At 71.9% G+C, this 19,849-nt stretch carries 5 protein-coding genes; 1 reads left to right on the top strand and 4 read right to left on the bottom strand.

The window, feature by feature from the left end; genetic code table 11:
* Nucleotides 1-139: 139 nt before the first annotated feature.
* The 3 genes from ACQKIP_RS01035 to ACQKIP_RS01025 all read right to left on the bottom strand — a co-directional run bounded on the left by ACQKIP_RS01035 (nucleotide 140) and on the right by ACQKIP_RS01025 (nucleotide 15,044).
* Nucleotides 140-5,719: a type I polyketide synthase gene (locus ACQKIP_RS01035; protein WP_365863899.1), complete on the bottom strand. Its 5,580-nt coding sequence runs from the start codon at nucleotides 5,717-5,719 to the stop codon at nucleotides 140-142.
* Nucleotides 5,720-5,821: 102 nt separating this feature from the next.
* Entirely contained in the window at nucleotides 5,822-13,861 is an 8,040-nt protein-coding gene (locus tag ACQKIP_RS01030) for an SDR family NAD(P)-dependent oxidoreductase (protein ID WP_365863901.1), read from the bottom strand.
* 148 nt (nucleotides 13,862-14,009) lie between these two features.
* Nucleotides 14,010-15,044, bottom strand: coding sequence for a ketoacyl-ACP synthase III family protein (locus ACQKIP_RS01025; RefSeq protein ID WP_365863903.1), 1,035 nt, complete (start codon nucleotides 15,042-15,044; stop codon nucleotides 14,010-14,012).
* A gap of 231 nt (nucleotides 15,045-15,275) precedes the next feature.
* Here ACQKIP_RS01025 and ACQKIP_RS01020 point away from each other — a divergent pair, with 231 nt between their 5' ends.
* On the top strand, nucleotides 15,276-16,433 hold the full coding sequence (locus tag ACQKIP_RS01020; RefSeq protein WP_365863905.1) for an acyl-CoA dehydrogenase family protein: 1,158 nt from the start codon (nucleotides 15,276-15,278) through the stop codon (nucleotides 16,431-16,433).
* A 92-nt stretch (nucleotides 16,434-16,525) separates the two neighbouring features.
* Here the strand turns inward: ACQKIP_RS01020 and ACQKIP_RS01015 are convergent, their stop codons facing one another.
* The gene (locus ACQKIP_RS01015) at nucleotides 16,526-19,810 is read right to left on the bottom strand and encodes a type 2 lanthipeptide synthetase LanM family protein (RefSeq protein WP_365863907.1); all 3,285 of its coding nucleotides are present in this window, start codon (nucleotides 19,808-19,810) and stop codon (nucleotides 16,526-16,528) included.
* Nucleotides 19,811-19,849: the final 39 nt, after the last annotated feature.

Here is a 19,849-nt window from a genome sequence, read left to right as displayed (position 1 = left end):
TGGCCCCGGGGCAACTCCACCCCCACCCGCTTTACCCTGTGCCGGGGCCCCTGGGTGTGGCCCTTTTTTGGTTGGGGGTGGGGGTGGGGGGGGGGGGGGGGGGCCGGGCCCGGCCGCCCCCCCGCCCGGCGATGCGTGGCTACTCGGCCCCGTCGATCAGTGCGAAGAGCTCTTCGTCGCTGGCGGAATCGAGGTCGTCGGCCGAGTCGGGATCTTCGCCGAGACCGGCCCCGGTCAGCTCCAGGAGTCGCTGCAACTGCTCGGTGATCTGCCGCCGCAGCGCGTCGTCGTCGCCGACGCCCCGGATGCCTTCCTCGAGGCCGCCCAGCGTGGTGAGCAGCGTGTTGGGTGCGGGGACGTCCTTGACGGTGAGCTGTCCGTCGAGGAGCCGGGCCAGCGCGTCCACGGAGGGGTAGTCGAAGACGACGGTGTTGGCCAGGCGCAGTCCGCTCAGTGCGTTCAGGCGGTTGCGCAGTTCGACCGCGTTGAGGGAGTCGAAGCCCAGTTCCTGGAAGGCGCGGTCCGTCTCGATCTCCCGCGGGTCCTCATGGCCGAGGATCCCGGCCACCACACCGCGCACCAGGTCGGTCAGGACCCGCCCGCGCTCGTCCGGGGACAGGCTCGCGAGCCGTGCGCCCAGGGACTCCGCTTCCCCGCCGGTGTCCCCGCCGCCAGGGGAGCGCCGCTTGCGCGATGCGGGCACGAGGCCTTGCAGCAGCGCGGGCACGCCGTCGCCCCTGGCCCGCAGGGCGCCGGTGTCCACACCGGTCAGGGCCACCACCGGCTCGTCCGACGTCAGGGCCGCGTCGAACAGGCCCATGGCCTCGGCGGACGGCAGCGCGCGCAGTCCCATGCGGCTCAGGCGCCGGAGGTCGACCTCGCTCAGTTCGCCGCTGATGCCGCTGGACTCTTCCCACAGGCCCCAGACCATGGATACGGCGGGGAGGCCCTGGGCGCGGCGCATGGCGGCCAGCGCGTCCAGGAACGTATTGCCCGCCGCGTAGTTGGCCTGGCCTGCGGTGCCGAAGAGTCCGGCGAGGGAGGAGTAGAGGACGAAGGCCTTCAGGTCGAGTTCGCGGGTCAGCTCGTGGAGGTTCCACGCGCCGTCGACCTTGGGCCGCAGGACCCGCTCCAGCTGCTCCTGGCTCATCTCGGACAGCACGCCGTCCTCGGCCACACCCGCGGTGTGCACCACACCGGTCAGGGGGTGCTCCCCGGGCACCCGCGCCAGCGCATCGGCGAGCGCGCCACGGTCGGCGACATCACACGCGGCGAGGGTGACCTGTGCGCCGAGTTCTTCGAGCTCGGCACGCAACTCCGGTGCCCCGGTGGACGCTTCACCGCTGCGGCTGAGCAGCAGCAGCGACCGCACCCCGTGCTCGCGTACGAGATGGCGGGCCACGATGCCGCCCAGGGTGCCGGTCGCGCCGCTGACCAGGACCGTGCCGTCACCCCAGTCGGGACCCGCACCGGTGGCGGCGGCAGGAACCAGGCGCGGTGCCAGCAACTGCCCGCCCCGCACAGCGACTTGCTCAAGCCCGGACGCGGCGATGGCTGACAGCAGCCCGGCCGACTCCTCGGATCCGGTCTCCTCCAGGTCCGCCAGGACGATCCGGCCCGGATACTCCGACTGCGCCGACCGCAGCAGCCCCCACACGGAGGCACCCGCCAGGTCCGCGACACCCTCGCCCTTGACCGCACCCAGCGCACCGCGCGTCACCACGACCAGCCGCGAGTCCTCGAAGCGGGCATCGCCCAGCCACGCCCGTACCCACTCCAGAACCCCGCCCACGACACCGCGCACCCCACCGGCAACATCCGTGGAGGCAGCGGTGCGGCCCGGTACCAGCGGTGCGACGACCACGGCGGGTACGGATGCCTGGTCCTGGTTCACGGCCGAGACGAGGGCCGCGACATCGGCGTACGCGGGCGCATCCGGAAGCGATCCTCCGGGAAGGTTCTCCGGGGCGCCAAGGACGGCCCAGTCTCCGGTCGGTCCGTCGGCCGGACCGGCCTCCACCGCCTCCCACTTCATGAGGAACTGGTTGTCGCCGCGCGTTCCGCCCGCCTCGGCCAGCGCTTCCTTCGACACCGGACGCAGGGCGAGGGACTCCACGGAGGCGACAAGGCGTCCGGTCTCGTCGACCGCGGTCAGCGAGACCTCCGACACGGCGGCGGCGGGGTCCGGCAGCGAGAGCCGGACGCGCAGCGAAGCGGAGTTCGCGCCGTACACGTTCACACCGCCCCAGGCGAACGGCAGCTGCGACTGTTCGTCGTCCGTGACGATCCCCGGAAGGAGCGCGTGCAGCGCCGCGTCGAGGAGCGCGGGGTGCACCACGTACCGGGACGCGTCCGTGCGGCAGGCTTCCGGCAGGAGGATCTCGGCGAACACCTCGCCGTCGCCCCGCCACACGCGGCGCATCCCCTGGAACGCGGGGCCGTACGCGTAACCCTGCTCGACCAGCCGCTCGTAGACGCCGTCGACCGGAACTTCGGCGGCACCCTCCGGCGGCCACACCGTAAGACCGGCGGCCGCGGCGGCATCTGCTCCCGCTTCCCTCGTCGTGAGGGTTCCTTCGGCGTGCACGTGCCAGGTGCGGTCCAGGCCGCCGTCCGCGTCGGCCGGGCGGGAGAAGATGCCGATCTCCCGCCGGCCGGTGCCGTCAGGTGTGCCCACCCGTACGGACACCTGGATGCCGCCGTGCTCCGGCAGCACCATCGGCGCGACGAGGCGCAGCTCATCGACCCGGTCGCAGCCGACCTCGTCGGCGGCGCGGGCGGCGAGTTCGAGGAGGCCGGTGCCCGGCACGAGCACCATGTCGTGGATGGTGTGGTCGCTGATCCAGGGGTGGGTGTGCGCCGAGAGGTGTCCGGTGAGGACGATCTCGTCGGTGCCGGCCAGGGCGAGGGCGGCGCCGAGTACCGGGTGCTCGATGTTCTCCAGGCCGAGTGCGGCCGGGTCAGCGGGGGATGCCGACTCCTCCAGCCAGAAGCGCTGGCGCTGGAAGGGGTACGTGGGCAGGGTGACGCGCCGGGCTGAGGGCAGCACCTTCTGCCAGTCGACACGGACACCGCGGGTGTGGAGCTGGCCCAGGAGCAGGGCGAGGGTGGTGGGTTCGTCCTGCTTGCGGCGCAGGGCGGGTGCCACCACACCCAGATCGCCTTCTGCCCCGGACGCGATCATGGCGCTGAGGACGCCGTCGGGGCCGATCTCCACGAAGTCGGCCACGCCCTCTTTTCGCAGGGCCCGTACGGCGTCGTGGAAGCGGACGGTGCCGCGCAGTTGGCGGACCCAGTAGTCGGGCGTGGTCAGTTCGCCGGGAGTGGCGAGCGTGCCGGTGACCGTGGACACCAAGGGGATGGCCGGGTCGCTGAGGCGCAGAGTGGCGACGATCCGGCGGTACTCGTCGAGGGCGCTGTCCATGTGCGGGGAGTGGAAGGCATGGCTGACGCGGAGGCGCGCCGTGCGCAGGCCGCGCTCGCGCCACCGCTCCGTCAGCGTGTCCAGCGCCGGGGTGTCACCGGAGACCACGGTGGCCGCGGGGCCGTTGACCGCCGCGATGTCGACGCCGGTCTGGCCGGCGAGGTCGGCGAGGATGTCCTGCTCGGCGGCGCCGACGGCGACCATGACGCCGTCGTTGCGGGCCGAGCCCATCAACCTGCCGCGTGCGGTGACCAGTTGGGCGGCGTCCTGGAGGGACATGACCCCGGCGGCGTGGGCCGCGGCGATCTCGCCGATGGAGTGCCCGGCGACGTAGTCGGGGCGTACTCCCCAGCCCTCGAGGACCCGGAACAGGGCCACCTCCACCGCGAACAGCGCGGGCTGGGTGTACTCGGTCCGGTGTAGGAGTCCGGCGTCGGTGTCACCCTCGGCGGCGAACATCACCTCACGCAGGGGGCGTTCCAGGAACTTGTCGAGGTGCTTGCACACGTCGTCAAGCGCGGCGGCGAACTGCGGTACGCGCTCGGCGAGTTCACGGCCCATGCCGAGACGCTGGGCGCCCTGGCCCGAGAACACGTAGCCAAGGCGCCCGGAGCGGGCGCGCTCCCGGACCACCACACCCGGATCGGTCGCACCGGTGGCCAGCGCCTTCAGGGCCGCCAGCTGCTCTTCCCGGTTCCGGCCCGCGACGACCGCGCCCGTCTCCAGCAGCGCACGGCTCGACACCAGCGACCAGGCCACATCGGCGACCTCGGCGGCAGCGATGTGCTCGGCCAGGCGTGCTGCCTGCGCACGGACCGCTTCCGTCGAACGCCCCGACAAGACCCACGGCACCACCGCACCGCCGGCGTTGTCCCGGGCCTCCTCTTCCTGTCCCTGCTCCCCGGGTATCGCGGGGGCCGCCTCCAGGACCACGTGGGCGTTGGTCCCGCCGAGGCCGAAGGAGGAGACGGCGGCGCGGGCGGGCCGGTCGCCGGCGTGCGGCCAGGGCTGTGCTTCGACGAGGAGTTCCATGGCGGCGGAGTCCCAGTCGATTTCCGGCGTGGGCCGGTCGACGTGGAGGGTGCGGGGCATGGTGCCGTGTCGCATGGCCTGCACCATTTTGATCACGCCGCCGACTCCCGCGGCGGCCTGGCTGTGTCCGATGTTCGACTTCAGCGAGCCGAGGTAGAGCGGCTGGCTCTTGTTGCGGTTGTGGCCGTAGGTGGCCTGGAGTGCCTGCGCTTCGATCGGGTCACCGAGCCGTGTCCCCGTGCCGTGTGCTTCGACCACGTCGACGTCGCCGGGATTGAGCCCGGCATCGGCCAGCGCGTCGCGTATGACCCGCTCCTGGGAGGGCCCGTTGGGCGCGGTGAGCCCGTTGGACGCGCCGTCCTGGTTGACGGCAGATCCGCGCAGCAGCCCGAGCACCTCGTGGCCGAGGCGCCGCGCGTCCGACAGGCGCTCCAGCAGCAGTACGCCCGCGCCCTCGGCCCAGCCGGTGCCGTCCGCCGCCGCCGCGAACGACTTGCAGCGGCCGTCGGCTGCCAGACCCCGCTGCCGCGAGAACTCCACGAACGAAACAGGGGTGGACAGCACCGTCACACCCCCGGCGAAGGCCAGATCGCACTCGCCCCGGCGCAGCGCAGTCGCCCCCATGTGCATCGCGACCAGCGACGATGAGCACGCCGTGTCCACGGACACGGTCGGCCCTTCAAAGCCGAACGTGTAGGCCACCCGACCTGCGGCGATGCTGCCCATGCTGTTGCTGACGAGGTTCCCCTCGTAGCCCTCCTTGGGGAGGTTGGGGCGCGCGCCGTAGTCGTGGTACATCTGGCCGACGAACACGCCGGTGCGGCTGCCGCGCAGAGTGGCAGGCACCACGCCCGCGTTCTCCATCGCCTCCCAGGTGGTCTCCAGGAGCAGCCGCTGCTGCGGGTCCGCCACCGTGGCCTCGCGCGGAGACATCCCGAAGAAGGACGGGTCGAACCCGCTCACGTCGTCGAGGAATCCGCCCTCGGTCACATACGACTTGCCCACGCTGTCCGGATCAGGGTCGTGCAGGTCCTCGCGCCAGCCGCGGTCCGTCGGGAACGGCGAGACCGCGTCGACGCCCTGCTCTACCAGGTTCCACAGGCTCTCCGCGTCCGTGACACCGCCCGGATAGCGGCAGGCCATCCCCACGATCGCGATCGGCTCCCGCGCCTTCTCCTCCACCTCACGCAGCCGGCCCCGCGCGTCCCGCGCATCGGCTATCGCGCGCTTGAGGTACTCCCGGAGTTCCTTCTCGTCCGCCATCAGAATCCAACCCTTCAAAGTTCATGTGTGAGGTGAAGCGGGGTGTACGGGCCGGTCAGGCGGGGGTCGGTGCTGGCCCGGCCGCCGCCTGCCGATGCGCGGCTACTCGGCCCCGTCCACCAGCGCGAAGAGCTCTTCGTCGCTGGCGGAATCGAGGTCTTCGTCCAGCCCGGCCCCGGTCAGCTCCAGGAGTCGCTGCAACTGCTCGGTGATCTGCCGCCGCAGCGTGTCGTCGTCGCCGACGCCGCGGATACGCTCCTCCAGCTCGCCCAGGTGCGAGAACACGGTGTCCGGTGCGCTCCCGCCTCGCGCGGCCCTGGTGAGCTGGTCGATCCGGTCGGCCAGTTGCCCGTCGAGGAACCCGGCGAGCGCACCGACCGAGGGGTAGTCGAAGACGACGGTGTTCGCGAACCGCACGCCGCTCACCTTGTTCAACCGGTTCCGCAACTCCACCGCGCTCAGCGAATCGAACCCCAACTCCTGGAAGGCGCGGTCCGCTTCGATCTCGCTCGGATCGTCGTGGCCCAGGATGTCCGCGACCTCTTCCTGCACCACCTCCACGACTGCCCGCTTCCGCTCGTCCTCGTGGAGACCGGCCAGCCGCTGGAGCAGCGGCGACACCGGACCGCTGTCGGGGGCGGCGGGCAGGGCAGCGGGCGCGGGGCTTTCCTCGACGACGAGTTGGCCGTTGAGGAAGCCCGCCAGCGCGCCGACGGAGGGGTAGTCGAAGACGACGGTGTTGGTCAGCCGGAGTCCGCTCAGCTTGTTCAGGCGGTTGCGCAGCTCGACGGCGTTGAGGGAGTCAAAGCCCAACTCCTGGAAGGCGCGGTCCGCTTCGACCTCGCTCGGATCGTCATGGCCCAGGATGTCGGCGACCACCCCGCGTACGAGGTCGGTCAGGGACCGCTCGCGCTCGTCGGCGGACAGGCCCGCGAGTTGCGCCGCCAGTGAGTGTGGTTGCGCACCGCTGGTCTCGCTGCTGGTTCCGTTGCCGGGCTTGCCGCCTGTCTTGCTGTCGGTCTTGCTGTCGGCGGCAGTGCGTGGCCGCCGCGCCGCGGGTACCAGTGCTTTCAGGAGGTCGGGTACGTCGTCGGTTCGCGTGCGCAGGGCGTTGGTGTCGATGCCGGTGAGGGCCACTACCGGTTCGTCCGCCGCGAGGGCCGTGTCGAACAGGCCCATGGCCTCGGCGGACGGCAGCGCGCGCAGTCCCATGCGGCTCAGGCGTCGCAGGTCGACCTCGCTGAGTTCGCCGCTGATGCCGCTGGATTCCTCCCACAGGCCCCACACCATGGATGTGGCGGGGAGTTGCTGGGTGCGTCGCAGGGCGGCGAGGCCGTCCAAGAAGGCGTTGCCTGCCGCGTAGTTGGCCTGGCCTGCCGTGCCGAAGAGTCCGGCGAGCGAGGAGTAGAGGACAAAGGCCTTCAGATCGAGCTCGCGGGTCAGCTCGTGCAGGTTCCAGGCGCCGTCGACCTTGGGCCGAAGAACCCGCTCCAGCTGCTCCTGGCTCATCTCGGACAGCACGCCGTCCTCGGCCACACCCGCCGTGTGCACCACACCGACCAGAGGCCGGTCCGCAGGCACGCCTGCCAGTACGGCCGCGAGCTCTCCACGGTCGGCGACATCACACGCGGCGATCGTGACGCGCGCCCCGAGCCCTTCCAGCTCGGCACGCAACTCCGTTGCTCCGGCTGCCGATTCGCCGCTGCGGCTGAGCAGCAGCAGATCCCGGATGCCGTGTTCCCGTACGAGGTGACGGGCCGCGACAGCGCCCAGGGTGCCGGTCGCGCCGGTCACCAGGACCGTGCCGTCACCCCACTCCGGACCCGCACCGGTGGCGGCGTTGCGCACCAGGCGCGGAGCCAGCAACTGCCCCTCACGTACGGCGACTTGGTCAAGTCCGGACGCGGCGATGGCTGGCAGCAGCCCGGCCGGCTCCGCGGTTCCGGTCTCCTCCAGGTCCGCCAGTACGATCCGGCCCGGATACTCCGACTGCGCCGACCGCAGCAGCCCCCACACGGAGGCCCCCGCCAGGTCCGCCGCGCCCGGGCTCCCGACCGCACCGCGCGTCACCACGACCAGCCGCGAGTCCTCGAAGCGGGCATCGCCCAGCCACGCCCGTACCCACTCCAGAACCCCGCCCACGACACCGTGCACCCCAGCGGCGACATCCGCGTCGGTGCTGTTGAGCGGCGGTACCTGGAGGACGGTCGTACCGACGTCATCGGGCAGGTGATCGGTGATGTACACCAGCTTCTCGGGGGCTTCGCCGGACTCCGGAGCCGTGACCGGCTGCCACTCCACGGCGTGCAGGGCGGCAGCCCCCGCACCGAACTGGCCGGTGAACTGCCGCCGGGAAACCGGCCGCATCGTCAGTGCGCGAGCCTGCGCCACGGGAGAACCGTGCTGGTCGGTGATCGCGATGGCGGTGTCGTCGCTGCCCGAGGGCGTGAGTCGTACACGCAGGCCCGTGAGGCCTTCGGGGTTCCAGAACGCGGCGCCACGCCAGTCGAAGGGCAGCCGAAGGAGGTCTCCGGACGCGAGTTCCTCGGACGCCGATACGACCAGAGGCTGGATCGCCGCATCCAGCAGCGCCGGATGCACGGCGAACTCACCTGCCGCGTCATGGAGCTGACCGGGCAGCTCGACCTCCGCGTACAGCTCCTCTCCGCGCCGCCACAGGTCCCGCAGTCCCTGGAACGCGGGGCCGTACTCGTAGCCGAGGTCCGCCATGCGGGCGTAGACGCCGTCCAGCGGGATCTCGGTGGCGTGCTGCGGGGGCCAGCTGCGCAGGGCCTCGAAGGTGGCGGAATCCGGGGCGGTCGCACCCTCGGGGGTGAGGCTGCCGCTCGCGTAACGGGTCCAGGGCACGGTGTCCTCGCCGTCCGCGTCGGCGGGCCGTGCGTGGACGGAGAATGCCCTGATGCCGTCCTGGTCAGGTGCCTGGACGATGATCTGGAGCCGGAGAGCCTCGCCCTTGAGCAGGCGCAGGGGCGCCTCCAGGGTCAGCTGTTCCACGCCCGCTGCGCCGGTACGGTCGGCCGCCGTGGCGGCGAGTTCGAGGAACGCGGTCGCCGGAAGGATCACGTTGCCGTCGATCGTGTGGTCGACGAGCCAGGGGTGATCGTCGGAGCTGACACGGCCGCTCAGAACCGTCTCGTCCCGGCCGGCGAGTTCGACGACCGTGTCGAGGAGCGGGTGCCGAGAGGTGTCGGGCCCGGCCGTCCGCCGCACGGAGGCCAGCCAGTAGCGGCTGTGCCGGAAGGCGTAGGTGGGCAGGTCGACGGCGGCCGCTCCGGGGAAGAACGCGGCGAGGTCGACGTGCGCGCCGCGCACCCGGGCCCGGGCCAGGCCCGCGCTGAGCACCTCGGTCTCGGAATGCCGGGCACGCAGCAGAGGCACGGCAGTCATGGCGCCTTCGTCTTCGCCCCGGGCGTTGCGGATCATTCCGGTGAGTACGGCGTCGGGGCCGACTTCGAGGCACAGGTCGACGCCTTCGTCCTCCAGCGTGCGGATGGCGTCGTGGAAGCGGACGGTGCCGCGCAGTTGGCGGACCCAGTAGTCGGGCGTGGTCAGTTCGCCGGGGGCGGCGAGCGTGCCGGTGACCGTGGATATCAGTGGGATGGTCGGCTCGTTGAGGTCGAGCCCGGCCGCGATCTGACGGAACTCGTCGAGCGCGGTGTCCATGTGCGCGGAGTGGAAGGCGTGGCTGACACGGAGGCGTGAGGTGCGCAGGCCGCGCTCGCGCCACTGCCCGGCCAGCTGGTCGAGGATGCCTGCGTCACCGGAGACGACGGTGGCTTCGGGGCCGTTGACCGCCGCGATGTCGACGCCGGTCAGGCCCGCCAGATCCGCGGCGACTTCCTCCTCGGGGGCACCGACGGCAATCATGGCGCCGTCATTGCGGGCCGCGCCCATCAACCTGCCGCGTGCGGTGACCAGTTGGGCGGCGTCTTGCAGGGACATGACTCCGGCGACGTGGGCCGCGGCGATCTCGCCGATGGAGTGCCCGGCGACGAAGTCCGGTTGCAGACCCCAACTCTGCAGCAGCCGGAACAGGGCCACCTCTACGGCGAACAGGGCGGGCTGGGTGTATTCGGTCCGGTGGAGCAGCTCGGCGTCGGTGTCGCCCTCGGCGGCGAACATCACCTCACGCAGGGGGCGGTCGAGAAGCTGGTCGAGGTGCTTGCACACGTCGTCGAGCGCAGAGGCGAACTCCGGTACAGCGGCGGCTAGTTCACGGCCCATGCCGATTCGCTGCGCACCCTGGCCCGAGAACACGAACGCGCTGCTGAGGTGACCGGGTGCGTGCCCCGTGATCACCTCCGGGTGGGAGGCGCCGGCGGCCAGGGACTCCAGCCGCTCCAGGAAGTCGGCCTTGCTCCGGCCCAGGACAACGGCCCGGTGTTCGAAGGCGCTGCGGGTCGTGGCGAGCGAGTAACCGATGTCGGCAGGGGAGAGGCCGGGCCGTGCTGCGGCGAGGTCGAGCAAGCGGCGGGCCTGCGCACGCAGACCGTCGGCACTGCGGGCGGACAGGGCCCAGGGCAGTGGTAGCAGCGAGCCGCCGGGCTCACCCTCTCGTACCGCCTCGGTCGCGGCGGTCCCGTCAGCCTTCGGGTCGGACCGGTGCGCGGCGGGGCTCTGAGCTGCCTCGCTCTCAGCCGCCTCCAGGATCACGTGGGCATTGGTGCCGCTGATACCGAAGGAGGAGACGGCGGCGCGGGCGGGCCGGTCGCCGGTGCGCGGCCAGGGCCGTTCCTCCACCAGGAGTTCCATGGCGGCGGAGTCCCAGTCGATGTGCGGGGTGGGTTCATCGACGTGGAGGGTGCGGGGCATGGTGGCGTGCCGCATGGCCTGCACCATCTTGATGACGCCGCCGACTCCCGCGGCGGCCTGGCTGTGTCCGATGTTCGACTTCAGCGAGCCCAGATACAGCGGCTGGTCGTTCCTGCGGTTGTGGCCGTAGATCGCTTGCAGGGCCTGCGCCTCGATCGGGTCACCGAGCCGTGTCCCCGTACCGTGTGCTTCGACCACGTCGACGTCGCCGGGGTTGAGCCCGGCATCGGCGAGCGCGTCACGTATGACCCGCTCCTGCGAGGGCCCGTTGGGCGCGGTCAGTCCGTTGGACGCACCGTCCTGGTTGACCGCCGAACCCCGCAACACCCCAAGGACCTCATGGCCGAGGCGCCGCGCGTCCGACAGGCGCTCCAGCAGCAGCATCCCGGCGCCCTCGGCCCAGCCGGTGCCGTCGGCCGCCGCCGCGAACGACTTGCAGCGGCCGTCCGCCGACAGGCCCCGCTGCCGGGAGAACTCCACGAACATGCCGGGCGTCGCCATGACGGTCACACCGCCCGCCAGCGCCAGGCCGGACTCCTGCGTGCGCAGGGAACGCATGGCCGTGTGCAGCGCCACGAGGGACGAGGAGCAGGCCGTGTCGATGGTGAGCGCGGGCCCGGTCAGGCCGAGCTGATAGGAGATGCGCCCGGAGATGATGCTGGCCGTGCTGCCGGTCAGTACGTGCCCTTCGACGTCCTGCGGGGCCTCGTGCATGCGGGGGCCGTAGTCGGGGGCCATGGCGCCGATGAACACGCCGGTGGTCGTTCCCTGGAGAGTGCGCGGGTCGAGCCTCGCCCGTTCGACGGCCTCCCAGGACGTTTCGAGGACCAGCCGCTGCTGCGGGTCCATCGCCAGCGCGTCGCGGGGCGAGATCCCGAAGAACGCGGCGTCGAAGTCGCCCACGTCGTGCAGGAATCCGCCGCTCTTCGTGTAGCTGCGCCCGGAGCTCGCCGGGTCCGGGTCGTAGAGGTCCTCGCTCCAGCCCCGGTCGGTGGGGAAGGGCGAGATGACGTCGCGGCCCTCGGCGACGATCCGCCACAGGTCCTCCGGCGAAGTAACTCCGCCGGGATACCGGCAGGCCATGCCGATGATGGCGATCGGTTCGTCCTGCCGGACGCGGCGGGAGACCGCCGGACCCGGGTTGGCCGCTGCCTGGCCGGGCTTCCTGGTGACTCCGTTGCGCAGATCCTCCAGAAAGCCCGCCACCGCCTCGGGAGTGGGGTGGTCGAACAGCAGGGTGGCGGGCAGTTGCAGGCCGGTCGCCTCGGCGAGCCGGTTCGTCACGGTCATGGCGGACTGCGAATCGAAGCCGAGATCCTTGAACGACACGCTCTTCTCGGCGAGGCCGAACTGCTCGTCGTCGAGGACGGCGGTGGCAGTCGCGAGAACGAGCCGCACCAGCTCCTTGCTGTCCCGCTGCGTGCCCGCGCTCTCCTGATGGACCGGCGGTTCCGGACGCCGCGGCGCCCGCTCCTCGCGCCGGCCGCTCGCGAAGGCGTAGGGCGGCAGGTCCACGCGGCGCGCGTCACCGCCGTCGAAGGCGTGCCGCCAGTCGACGGCCAGGCCCTTCACGTACGCCTCGGCCAGGGAGGTCGTCAGTCTGCGCCAGGCGGGCTCGGTGTTCCGCAGGGAGCCGATGACTGCGCACGATCGGTCCATCTCCGCCGCGGCCCGCATCAGTTCACCGGCAAGGACCGGATGGTGCGAGATCTCCACGAAGACCGTGCTGCCGTCGTCCAGGACCGCACGGACGGCCTCCTGGAGCCCGTCGCCGGACACCAGATGGCACGGTACGGAGCCCTCGGCGGGCGACAGGTGCACGGGGAGCCGGGACGCCGAGGTGACGGCGCGCACGGCGTCACGCAGCGAGAGCGATCCCGCGACGCAGGCGGCGGCCACGGCCCCGCCCGTCTCCGCCACGATCCGGTGCGGGACCACGCCGTACGAGCGCCACACCTCGGCGAGCGACACCGTGTGCGCGAAACGCACGGCCCGCGCGATCGCGGGGGAGTCGGCCGGTGAGGCGCCGCCTGCTGTGCCCCGGATCACCTCGGTGAGGTTCCAGTCCGCGAACTCGGCCATGGCGTCGGCGCATTCGGCCATGCGTGCGGCGAAGACGGGCGATGCGTCCCACAGTTCGGCTGCCGACTCGGCCAGGCGGGAGATGCCGGTGCCGTCAGAGCTGTCGGCGGTGTCGGGGAAAGCGTCGGGGAAGACGAAGACGGTGCGTGTGCGGTCCGGGTCGGCGACGGGTCCGGCGAAGGTGTGTCCGTCGGCCACCTCCCGCAGCGAGGCGAGCAGTTCCTCCCGGCTGCCGCCGACGGCGACGGCACGGTGGGAGAACGTGGTGCGACCGCTCGCCAGGGACCAGCCGATGTCCTGCGGGCGCACGGCCTGGTCGTCCTCGACGCGGGCGAGCAGCGCGGCCGCCTGGCGGCGCAGGGCCGTGGGGGTACGGCCCGACAGGGGCCAGGGGACCACGGCGGGTGTGCTGCCGCCCGCGGTCGCGGCGTGGTCGAGGGGCGGGGCCGCTTCGACGATGCCGTCGAGCGGCGTGCCTCCGAGCGGCGTGCCTCCGAGCGGCGTGCCTCCGTCGCGCAGGCTCAGCAGCGCCCGGTAAAGGCTGGTGACGTCGGCCGCGGGGTCGCCGTCCGCGGGGTCGCCGTCCGCGCTCGTGACGCCGGCTGCGATGACTCCGTGGACGCGGTCGCCGTCGGCCAGGGCGAGGCTCAGCGGCTTGAGCACGAGAACTGCGGCGCCGGTGTCCGCGAGGGCGCCGGATGCCTCAGAGGTGCGGCCGTCCGGCGACGGCTGCACGAGCGGCCCCGCCACGAGCGCGGTGGTGATCTCGCCGCCGCGCAGGCTCTCGCAGGCCCGGTGCAGGGCGGCCGACGAGGAGTTCGGGCCCGGAGCTGCGGTCAGGCTCGGACCGGAGAGCCCCAGGCCGCGGGAGATCCGGGCCGCGCTCACGTCCGGAACCGCGCTCCCGTTCCCGGCCGCCGCGCCCCCGTCCGAGGACGCCCCGGCGAACACTCCGGCCGCCGGGGTGCCGCGCAGCGAGGCGGGGACGACGGCGGCGTCCTCCAGCGCCTCCCAGGCCAGTTCGAGCAGCAGCCGGTGACGCGGTTCCAGGGCCTCGGCCTCGCTCGCGGAGAGCCCGAAGAACTCCGCGTCGAATGCGTCTGACGGGGCGAGCGCTTCAGACAGTTCGGGTTCGCCGGTCCCGGTGTCCTCGCCCTCCCGGCAAGACATACCGACGACCGCGATCCTGTCCACCTGAAGTTCGCCGCCGGACGGTTCTGTAAACACTGATGTCTCCCACCGGAATGAGGCTCTCCGAATAACTTCTCCGCACCGGTGGAAACCTTAATCAGGAGCAACCATGAGCCGGTAACAATGTGTTCTGCCGCGCCCGAGGAGCGACCTGTTACCAATTACCGGATCCGGAGAATTTCGTTTACGGGTTGTCCCAGGAAGGCGCCCGCCGCATCTCCACCACCGCGCACGACCAGGTGAACCCGGCCCCGATGCCCGCGAGCAGGATGCGCTGCCCGGGCTTGGCGCTGCCCGACTCGGCGAGGTAGGCGAGGCCCGCGAACTGGTCGCCCGCGCCGAGGTGCCCCACGGTCCTGCCCCAGGACCAGGTGGTCGCCGCCGGGTCGAGGCTCCACGGCCGCAGGAACGTCTGCGTGAGGCGGCGGCGCCCGAAGTGCGGCAGCACGAACCAGTCGATGTCGGAGAGTTCGCAGCCGGCTTCGTTGAGCGCCCGCTTCAGCACCTCCGACTGGCCCGCCCGTACGCGCGCGACGCTGTACGAGACGCCCACCTTGTTGATGAACGCCTGCTTCGTCGCCTCCAGGTCCATGGGCTGGCGGACCTCGAACGGCTCCGCCCCGAACGGGTCGTCGCCCCGGTGCATCTCCTCCAGCTCAGGCTCGGAGACGGTGCACAGGCTGCGCAGCTGCGCGAAGCCCGGCTGGCGGGACAGGACGAGCGCGGTGCCCGCGTCGCCGTACACGGTGCCCGGGTCGCCGCCCCAGCGGTCGAAGCCCGGCTCGCAGAACCGGTCGCCGGTGGTCAGCAGGGCCGAGCTGTTGCGCAGGCCGCCGCTGAGCATGCCCGCGGCCAGCTCCATGGCCGCCATGCCGCCGTTGGACAACTGGCGCACCTCGATGGCGGGGCAGCGGTTGCCCACCGCCTCGCGCTGGATGTAGGAGACGGGGGCCCACAGGTCGTGCCCCTGGTAGTAGACGTCGGCGTGCAGGATCAGCTCGACGTCCAGCGGGACGGTCCCGGAGCGCCGCAGTGCCGTGCGGGCGGCCTCGGCCGCCATCTCCGGCGCCGACACACCGTCCGATACGGCGATGGAGGCCAGGTCGGTGTGGCGTGCGAGCCGCTCGTCGAAGTCGCCGCGCTCCACGGCGTCCGCGACCGCGACCCGGCCGGGTATGTGGACGCCGACTCCGGTGATGTACAGGTCGTCGAACCTCATCGGCCCGAGTCTCCTTTCTGCTCCCGATACGCCCCGGGCGCTGCGCCGGCGAGGCGGATCACGCCGTGTCGGCCGTCGAATTCATGGTGACAGTTCATGGTGACAGGAAGACGTGGAAACAGGATGGAGGATAAATGGAGAACGCTGCTCTCCGTCCGGTAATTGCCCGGTAATCGAGGAGGGTTCCGCAGGGGTGCCCGCACGGTGGGTGACCGGCGTTAAATTGCTGCAATGGAACCTCAAGACCTGGAGATTATCCGACAGTTCGTCAAGAGCAAACTGGACGGTGCGGACACACAGTTGGACTCCCTGTCGGAGAAACCCCTGCCGCTGTATGAGGACTTCCGCGCGACGGGGCTCGCCAACTGGTGGCTGCCCGAGGAGTCCGGGGGCCGCGGGCTCTCCCTGGAGGACGGCGTCGAGATCGTCAACGAGATCGCGTACGGCGACGCCGGGGTGGCCTTCACGCTGCTCGTGTCGATCCTCGGCAGCACCGTGGTCCGGCTCTACGGATCGGACGACCTCAAGGCCCGCTGTCTGAAGCCCATGGCGGCCGGCGGCACGTCCTGCGCCGCCCTCGGCAGCGAACGCGAGGCCGGAAGCGAGCTGAACAGGATCGGGACGGTCGCCGCGCGATCCGGGAACGATCTCGTCCTGACCGGCGAGAAGTTCTTCGCCACCAACGCGGAATTCGCCGACTTCCTGCTCGTCGTCGCCAAGGCCGCCGACGATCCGGACGAGTACCTCGCGGTCGTCGTCCCGAGGGACACCCCCGGCGTCGAGATCGTCAAACGCTGGGACGTCATCGGCCTTCGCGCCTCGCACACCTACGAGGTGAAGCTGGACAACTGCCGGGTGCCCGCCGCCAACCAGCTGTCCGGCTCCGGCCTGCGGCTCCTGGAGACCGGGCTCAACGCCAGCCGGACCCTCATCGCGGCGAGCGCGATCGGCATCGCCCGGCGGATACGGGACCACTGCATGACGTACGCGAAGGAGAAGCAGTTCCGCGGCGGCTCCCTCCTGGAGAGCCCGGTCCTCGCGCAGAAGCTGGGGCAGATGGAAATGCAGATCGACGTCATGAAGAGCCACTGCCTCAAGGCCGCCCGCGAGTACGACGAGATCATGGCGGGGCCCGACCCCGCCAAGGTGTTCTCCCGGAAGGGAACACTGAAGTCGGCCCTCACGGCGAAGATTTTCTGCGGCCAGGCGGGCTGGAGCATCGCGAGCGCCGGCTCCGAGATGTTCGGCGGACTCGGCTACACGAACGAACTCCCGATCGGAAAGCTGCTCAGGGACATGCGGTACGTGTCGATCGTCGAGGGCGGCGACGACGTACTGCGCGAACTCCTCTTCAGCCGCTACGTGATACCCGTGTCACGCCGCACCTGAGCCCCACCGCACGGCCCCGGTGACCCGGCGGCCACTCCCGGCAGGGCGACGGCGGCCCGCGACACGCGGCCCGCCTTCGCCCTGCCCACAGGTCACGCCGGGGGATGCAGCAGCAGGGCCGACGGCACCGCGTCCGGAGCGGTCAGCCGCAGCAGGTTGTAGCCGATGCCCGCGAGCCCGGTGAACAGGCCGGGCACCTCGGCGCCGTCCGGGGACCCGCACCGCCAGCCGTCGCGGCGAGCGCTCCGCAGGCACGCGGCCAACCGCCGATCGGCCTCCCCCGGCTCCGCAAGGCCCTGCCGCTCGGCCAGCAGGAACAGTTCGAGGTTGCCCAGATCGCCGTGGCAGATGCTGTGGTTGCCGCGGCTCGGCGGCGTCACGCGCAGCGCGGCCGCCACGTCACGGACCGCGTCGTCCCGCAGCTCCGGTACGCCCATGAGGTCGAAGCGCGACAGGGCGATGCCCGCCGCGCCGTGACACCACGCCGAGCGGAACCGCTCGGCGGCTTCCTCGCGAAGATCCGGCCAGTTGCCCGCTTCGGCGTCGAAGGCAGCCGCCTCGTAGGCGAGCGCCCGGGCCGCGGCGGTGCGGTAACGCTCGTCGTGGACCACGTCAGCGAGGCGGGAGAGCGCCATGAGGATGCCCGAAGTGCCGTGCGCGAGACCGGTGATGGGCCGTTCGCTGTGCACGCTCTCGTTCCGCCAGGCGGCGCCGACCGGCATCGTCTCGGTGCGGGCGAGCAGCTGGTCCGCGGCGCGCTTGGCCGTGGCCGTCAGCCGCGGATCGTCGTCGACGGCGAGGGCGCTCAGGAGCACCAGGACGACGCCCGCGCTGCCGCCGAAGACGTCCAGTTGCCCGTCGAGCGCGATGGCCTCGTCAAGACGGGGCAGCAGGGCGTCACGGACCGCTTCGTAGGAACGGGTCGAGCCGGCAGCCCGCCTCTCGTGACTCATCAGGAACAGTGCGCTCAGAGCGGGCGAGAAGGCGCCCAAAGCCGGTGCGCCGTCCGCTGGTCGGGGCTCGGCGGCCACCGGCGACGTGACACGCCGTACGACATCCGCGGCCACCAGATCGGCGAAGTCCGCGTACCGCTGCCGACCGCTGACGTGGCCGAGCGCCCGGAAGAAGAGCCCGATCCCCGACGTGCCCGCATAGAGGTCCGCACCCACCGGTTCGATGTCGCTCACCCCCGCGGCGACCGTGCGTGTGCCCAGCCAGCCGACCCGGTCTCCGCTGACGGAGGCAAGGCGCATGAGCCGGTCACCGATCTCCTCCGCCGCGCCGAGCGCCCTTGCGGGCAGCGCGGAGCCGCCGGTCGCGGCGGTTCCCGTACCCCGGCCCGAGCCGGCGGGGGCCGTGCGGCGGCTTTCGGGCGGGCAGAGCTCCGCGAAGGCCGCCCCGATGATCCACTCCTGCCGCTCGCGGTCGTCGCGCCCCAGACGGCGCAGGCGCCTTCGTACGAGATCCAGCGGCGACTCGGCGAGAAAGTCCGGGATGCGCAGGCCGTTGTCGAGCAGCAAGTCCCGTGCTTCCGGCAGAACTTGGAAGAAGGGGATGTCGCCGCTCAGGAGCGCGTCCAGTTCGCTGCGGACGATCATTTCCCGGTGCGGCGCCCCCTGCCAGCCGGAGCACAGGCGGGCCACGCTCTGCTCGCGGTCCAGGGCGTCGCGGGCGAAGGTGGGATGGAAGCTCTCCGTGAGGACCTGGCCGTACACATAGGTGGCGCGATGCAGATAGCGCACCGGATGCCCGGCGAACCCGTCGATCAGGCCGCCGGGGGCGAGCAGTTCGGCGCGGTGTTCCCGCAGCCACTCGTACCCGGTGCGGAACCCCGCGAGGACGGCGTCGGTGTACTCGCCCGGGTTGATCAGGGCTCCGTCGGCGGTGCGGGGGCGGTTGTCGGCGGCCGGGACCTCTACTTCCCGGCTGACCAGGCGGATTCTGTCGGTGCCCATGTCCTGCGGGACGAGGACGGGCACCAGCCACGGCTGCCCGCCGGAGCCGTTGATGCCGCTCAGGTCGGTGGTCCTGGTGCGGCCCGACTCCTGGCCGACCAGGGTCTTGCCGGGCAGCAGGCCGCTGGTGAAGACGGAGGCGCGCAGCACTTCCGCCGCCGGGTCGGCCGTCGCGGGGTTGCCGGGTTCCCATACGGCGGCGCTGCCGCCCGCCGGGTGGAAGAGCGCCTCCAGGTCGATGAGGACGGGATGGGCGCCCGCCGCGATGAGGTTCTCGTGGTGCAGGTCGGTGCCGTTGAGGACGTAGACGAGACAGAGCAGGGCCCCGAGGCGCCGGTAGAACTCGGCCGCCTCCCGCGGCGACGCGCACGGGCCGGGCCGCACCAGCTCGACCCACCCGTGGTCGCCGCGGTCCACCACCCGCGGAGTGCTCAGCTCAAGGCCGCTGTCGTGGACGAAGCGGGCGACGAGTGCGTTGAAGGCGGTGTCCACACCGAGGGAGCGCGGCTTGTAGATGACGGCGCCGCCGTCGGTGAAGTCCACCCGGGCCACGCTCTGGCCGCCGTTGTGCGTATCGCCCTGCCCGAAGGCGACCGCACTCACGGAGGGCGCCTGCTCCGCCAAGTGACGGGCCGTCAAGGCGTGCGTGACCTCGCACAGGTCATCGCGCAGATGGCGGGCGAACCGCAGACGGGTCGTGACCCACTGCTCCATGACTTCGGTGACACGGCGGGCCAGTACGGGATACCGGGCCCAGAACTCCGCCCGGTATCCGGGCGTGGTGAGTCGCTCGGTGAAGGCGGCGAACCGCTCCTTTGGCGTGGAGCCGTCCAGCGAGTTCCGCTCGCGCGCCAGATTGACCTCGAGGATGACGGTGGGGCCGAGCGTCATGTCGAGCTGTTGCAAGGGAAGGTCCGAACACAGCGCGTCGGCGAGGCCCTTGATGTCCTCGACGGCGGGATCCGCGTCCAGTTGTGCCCGCAGCCGGGCGCGGGCGCGGCGCACGAGCGGCTCGGCCAGGCGCATCAGGGGCGGCAGCGGCGGGTCCGGCCGGTCGCCGCCGTGCCCGTCCTGTGCCCCGCTCCCGGCGCCGTACCTCTCGCAGGCATCTGCGAAGGGCCCGGCCCAGGCCGGGGGAAAGGCACCGGGCAGCCGGGCCGCCACGTCCGCCGGGTCCTCGCCCAGGAGGAGCCGCAGCTGGTCGGGACCGACCCCCGCGGTCCGCAGGTTGTCCGCGAAGGACGACGCGTCGCGGAAGGGGGCCATCCGCTGCCATCCGGCGAACCTGCTGTCGCCGCCCGTACCGGAGCGCGGCTCCGCCGGGGGCGCGCCCGCCAGGCGTTCGGTGACGTACAGCGTCCGAGCCTGCTGCGCGGCGGTGCCGGACGGCCCGGCGCTCCGGCTCTCTTCCGTCCCGGACATGACGATCCCCTTCCAGTCGGCTTCCGGTCGGTGGCACAA

Source organism: Streptomyces sp. NPDC059900, from assembly GCF_050270335.1.
Lineage (GTDB): Bacteria > Actinomycetota > Actinomycetes > Streptomycetales > Streptomycetaceae > Streptomyces.
Note: the sequence above shows the minus strand (reverse complement) of the source record. Positions and strands in the feature narration are given on the sequence as shown.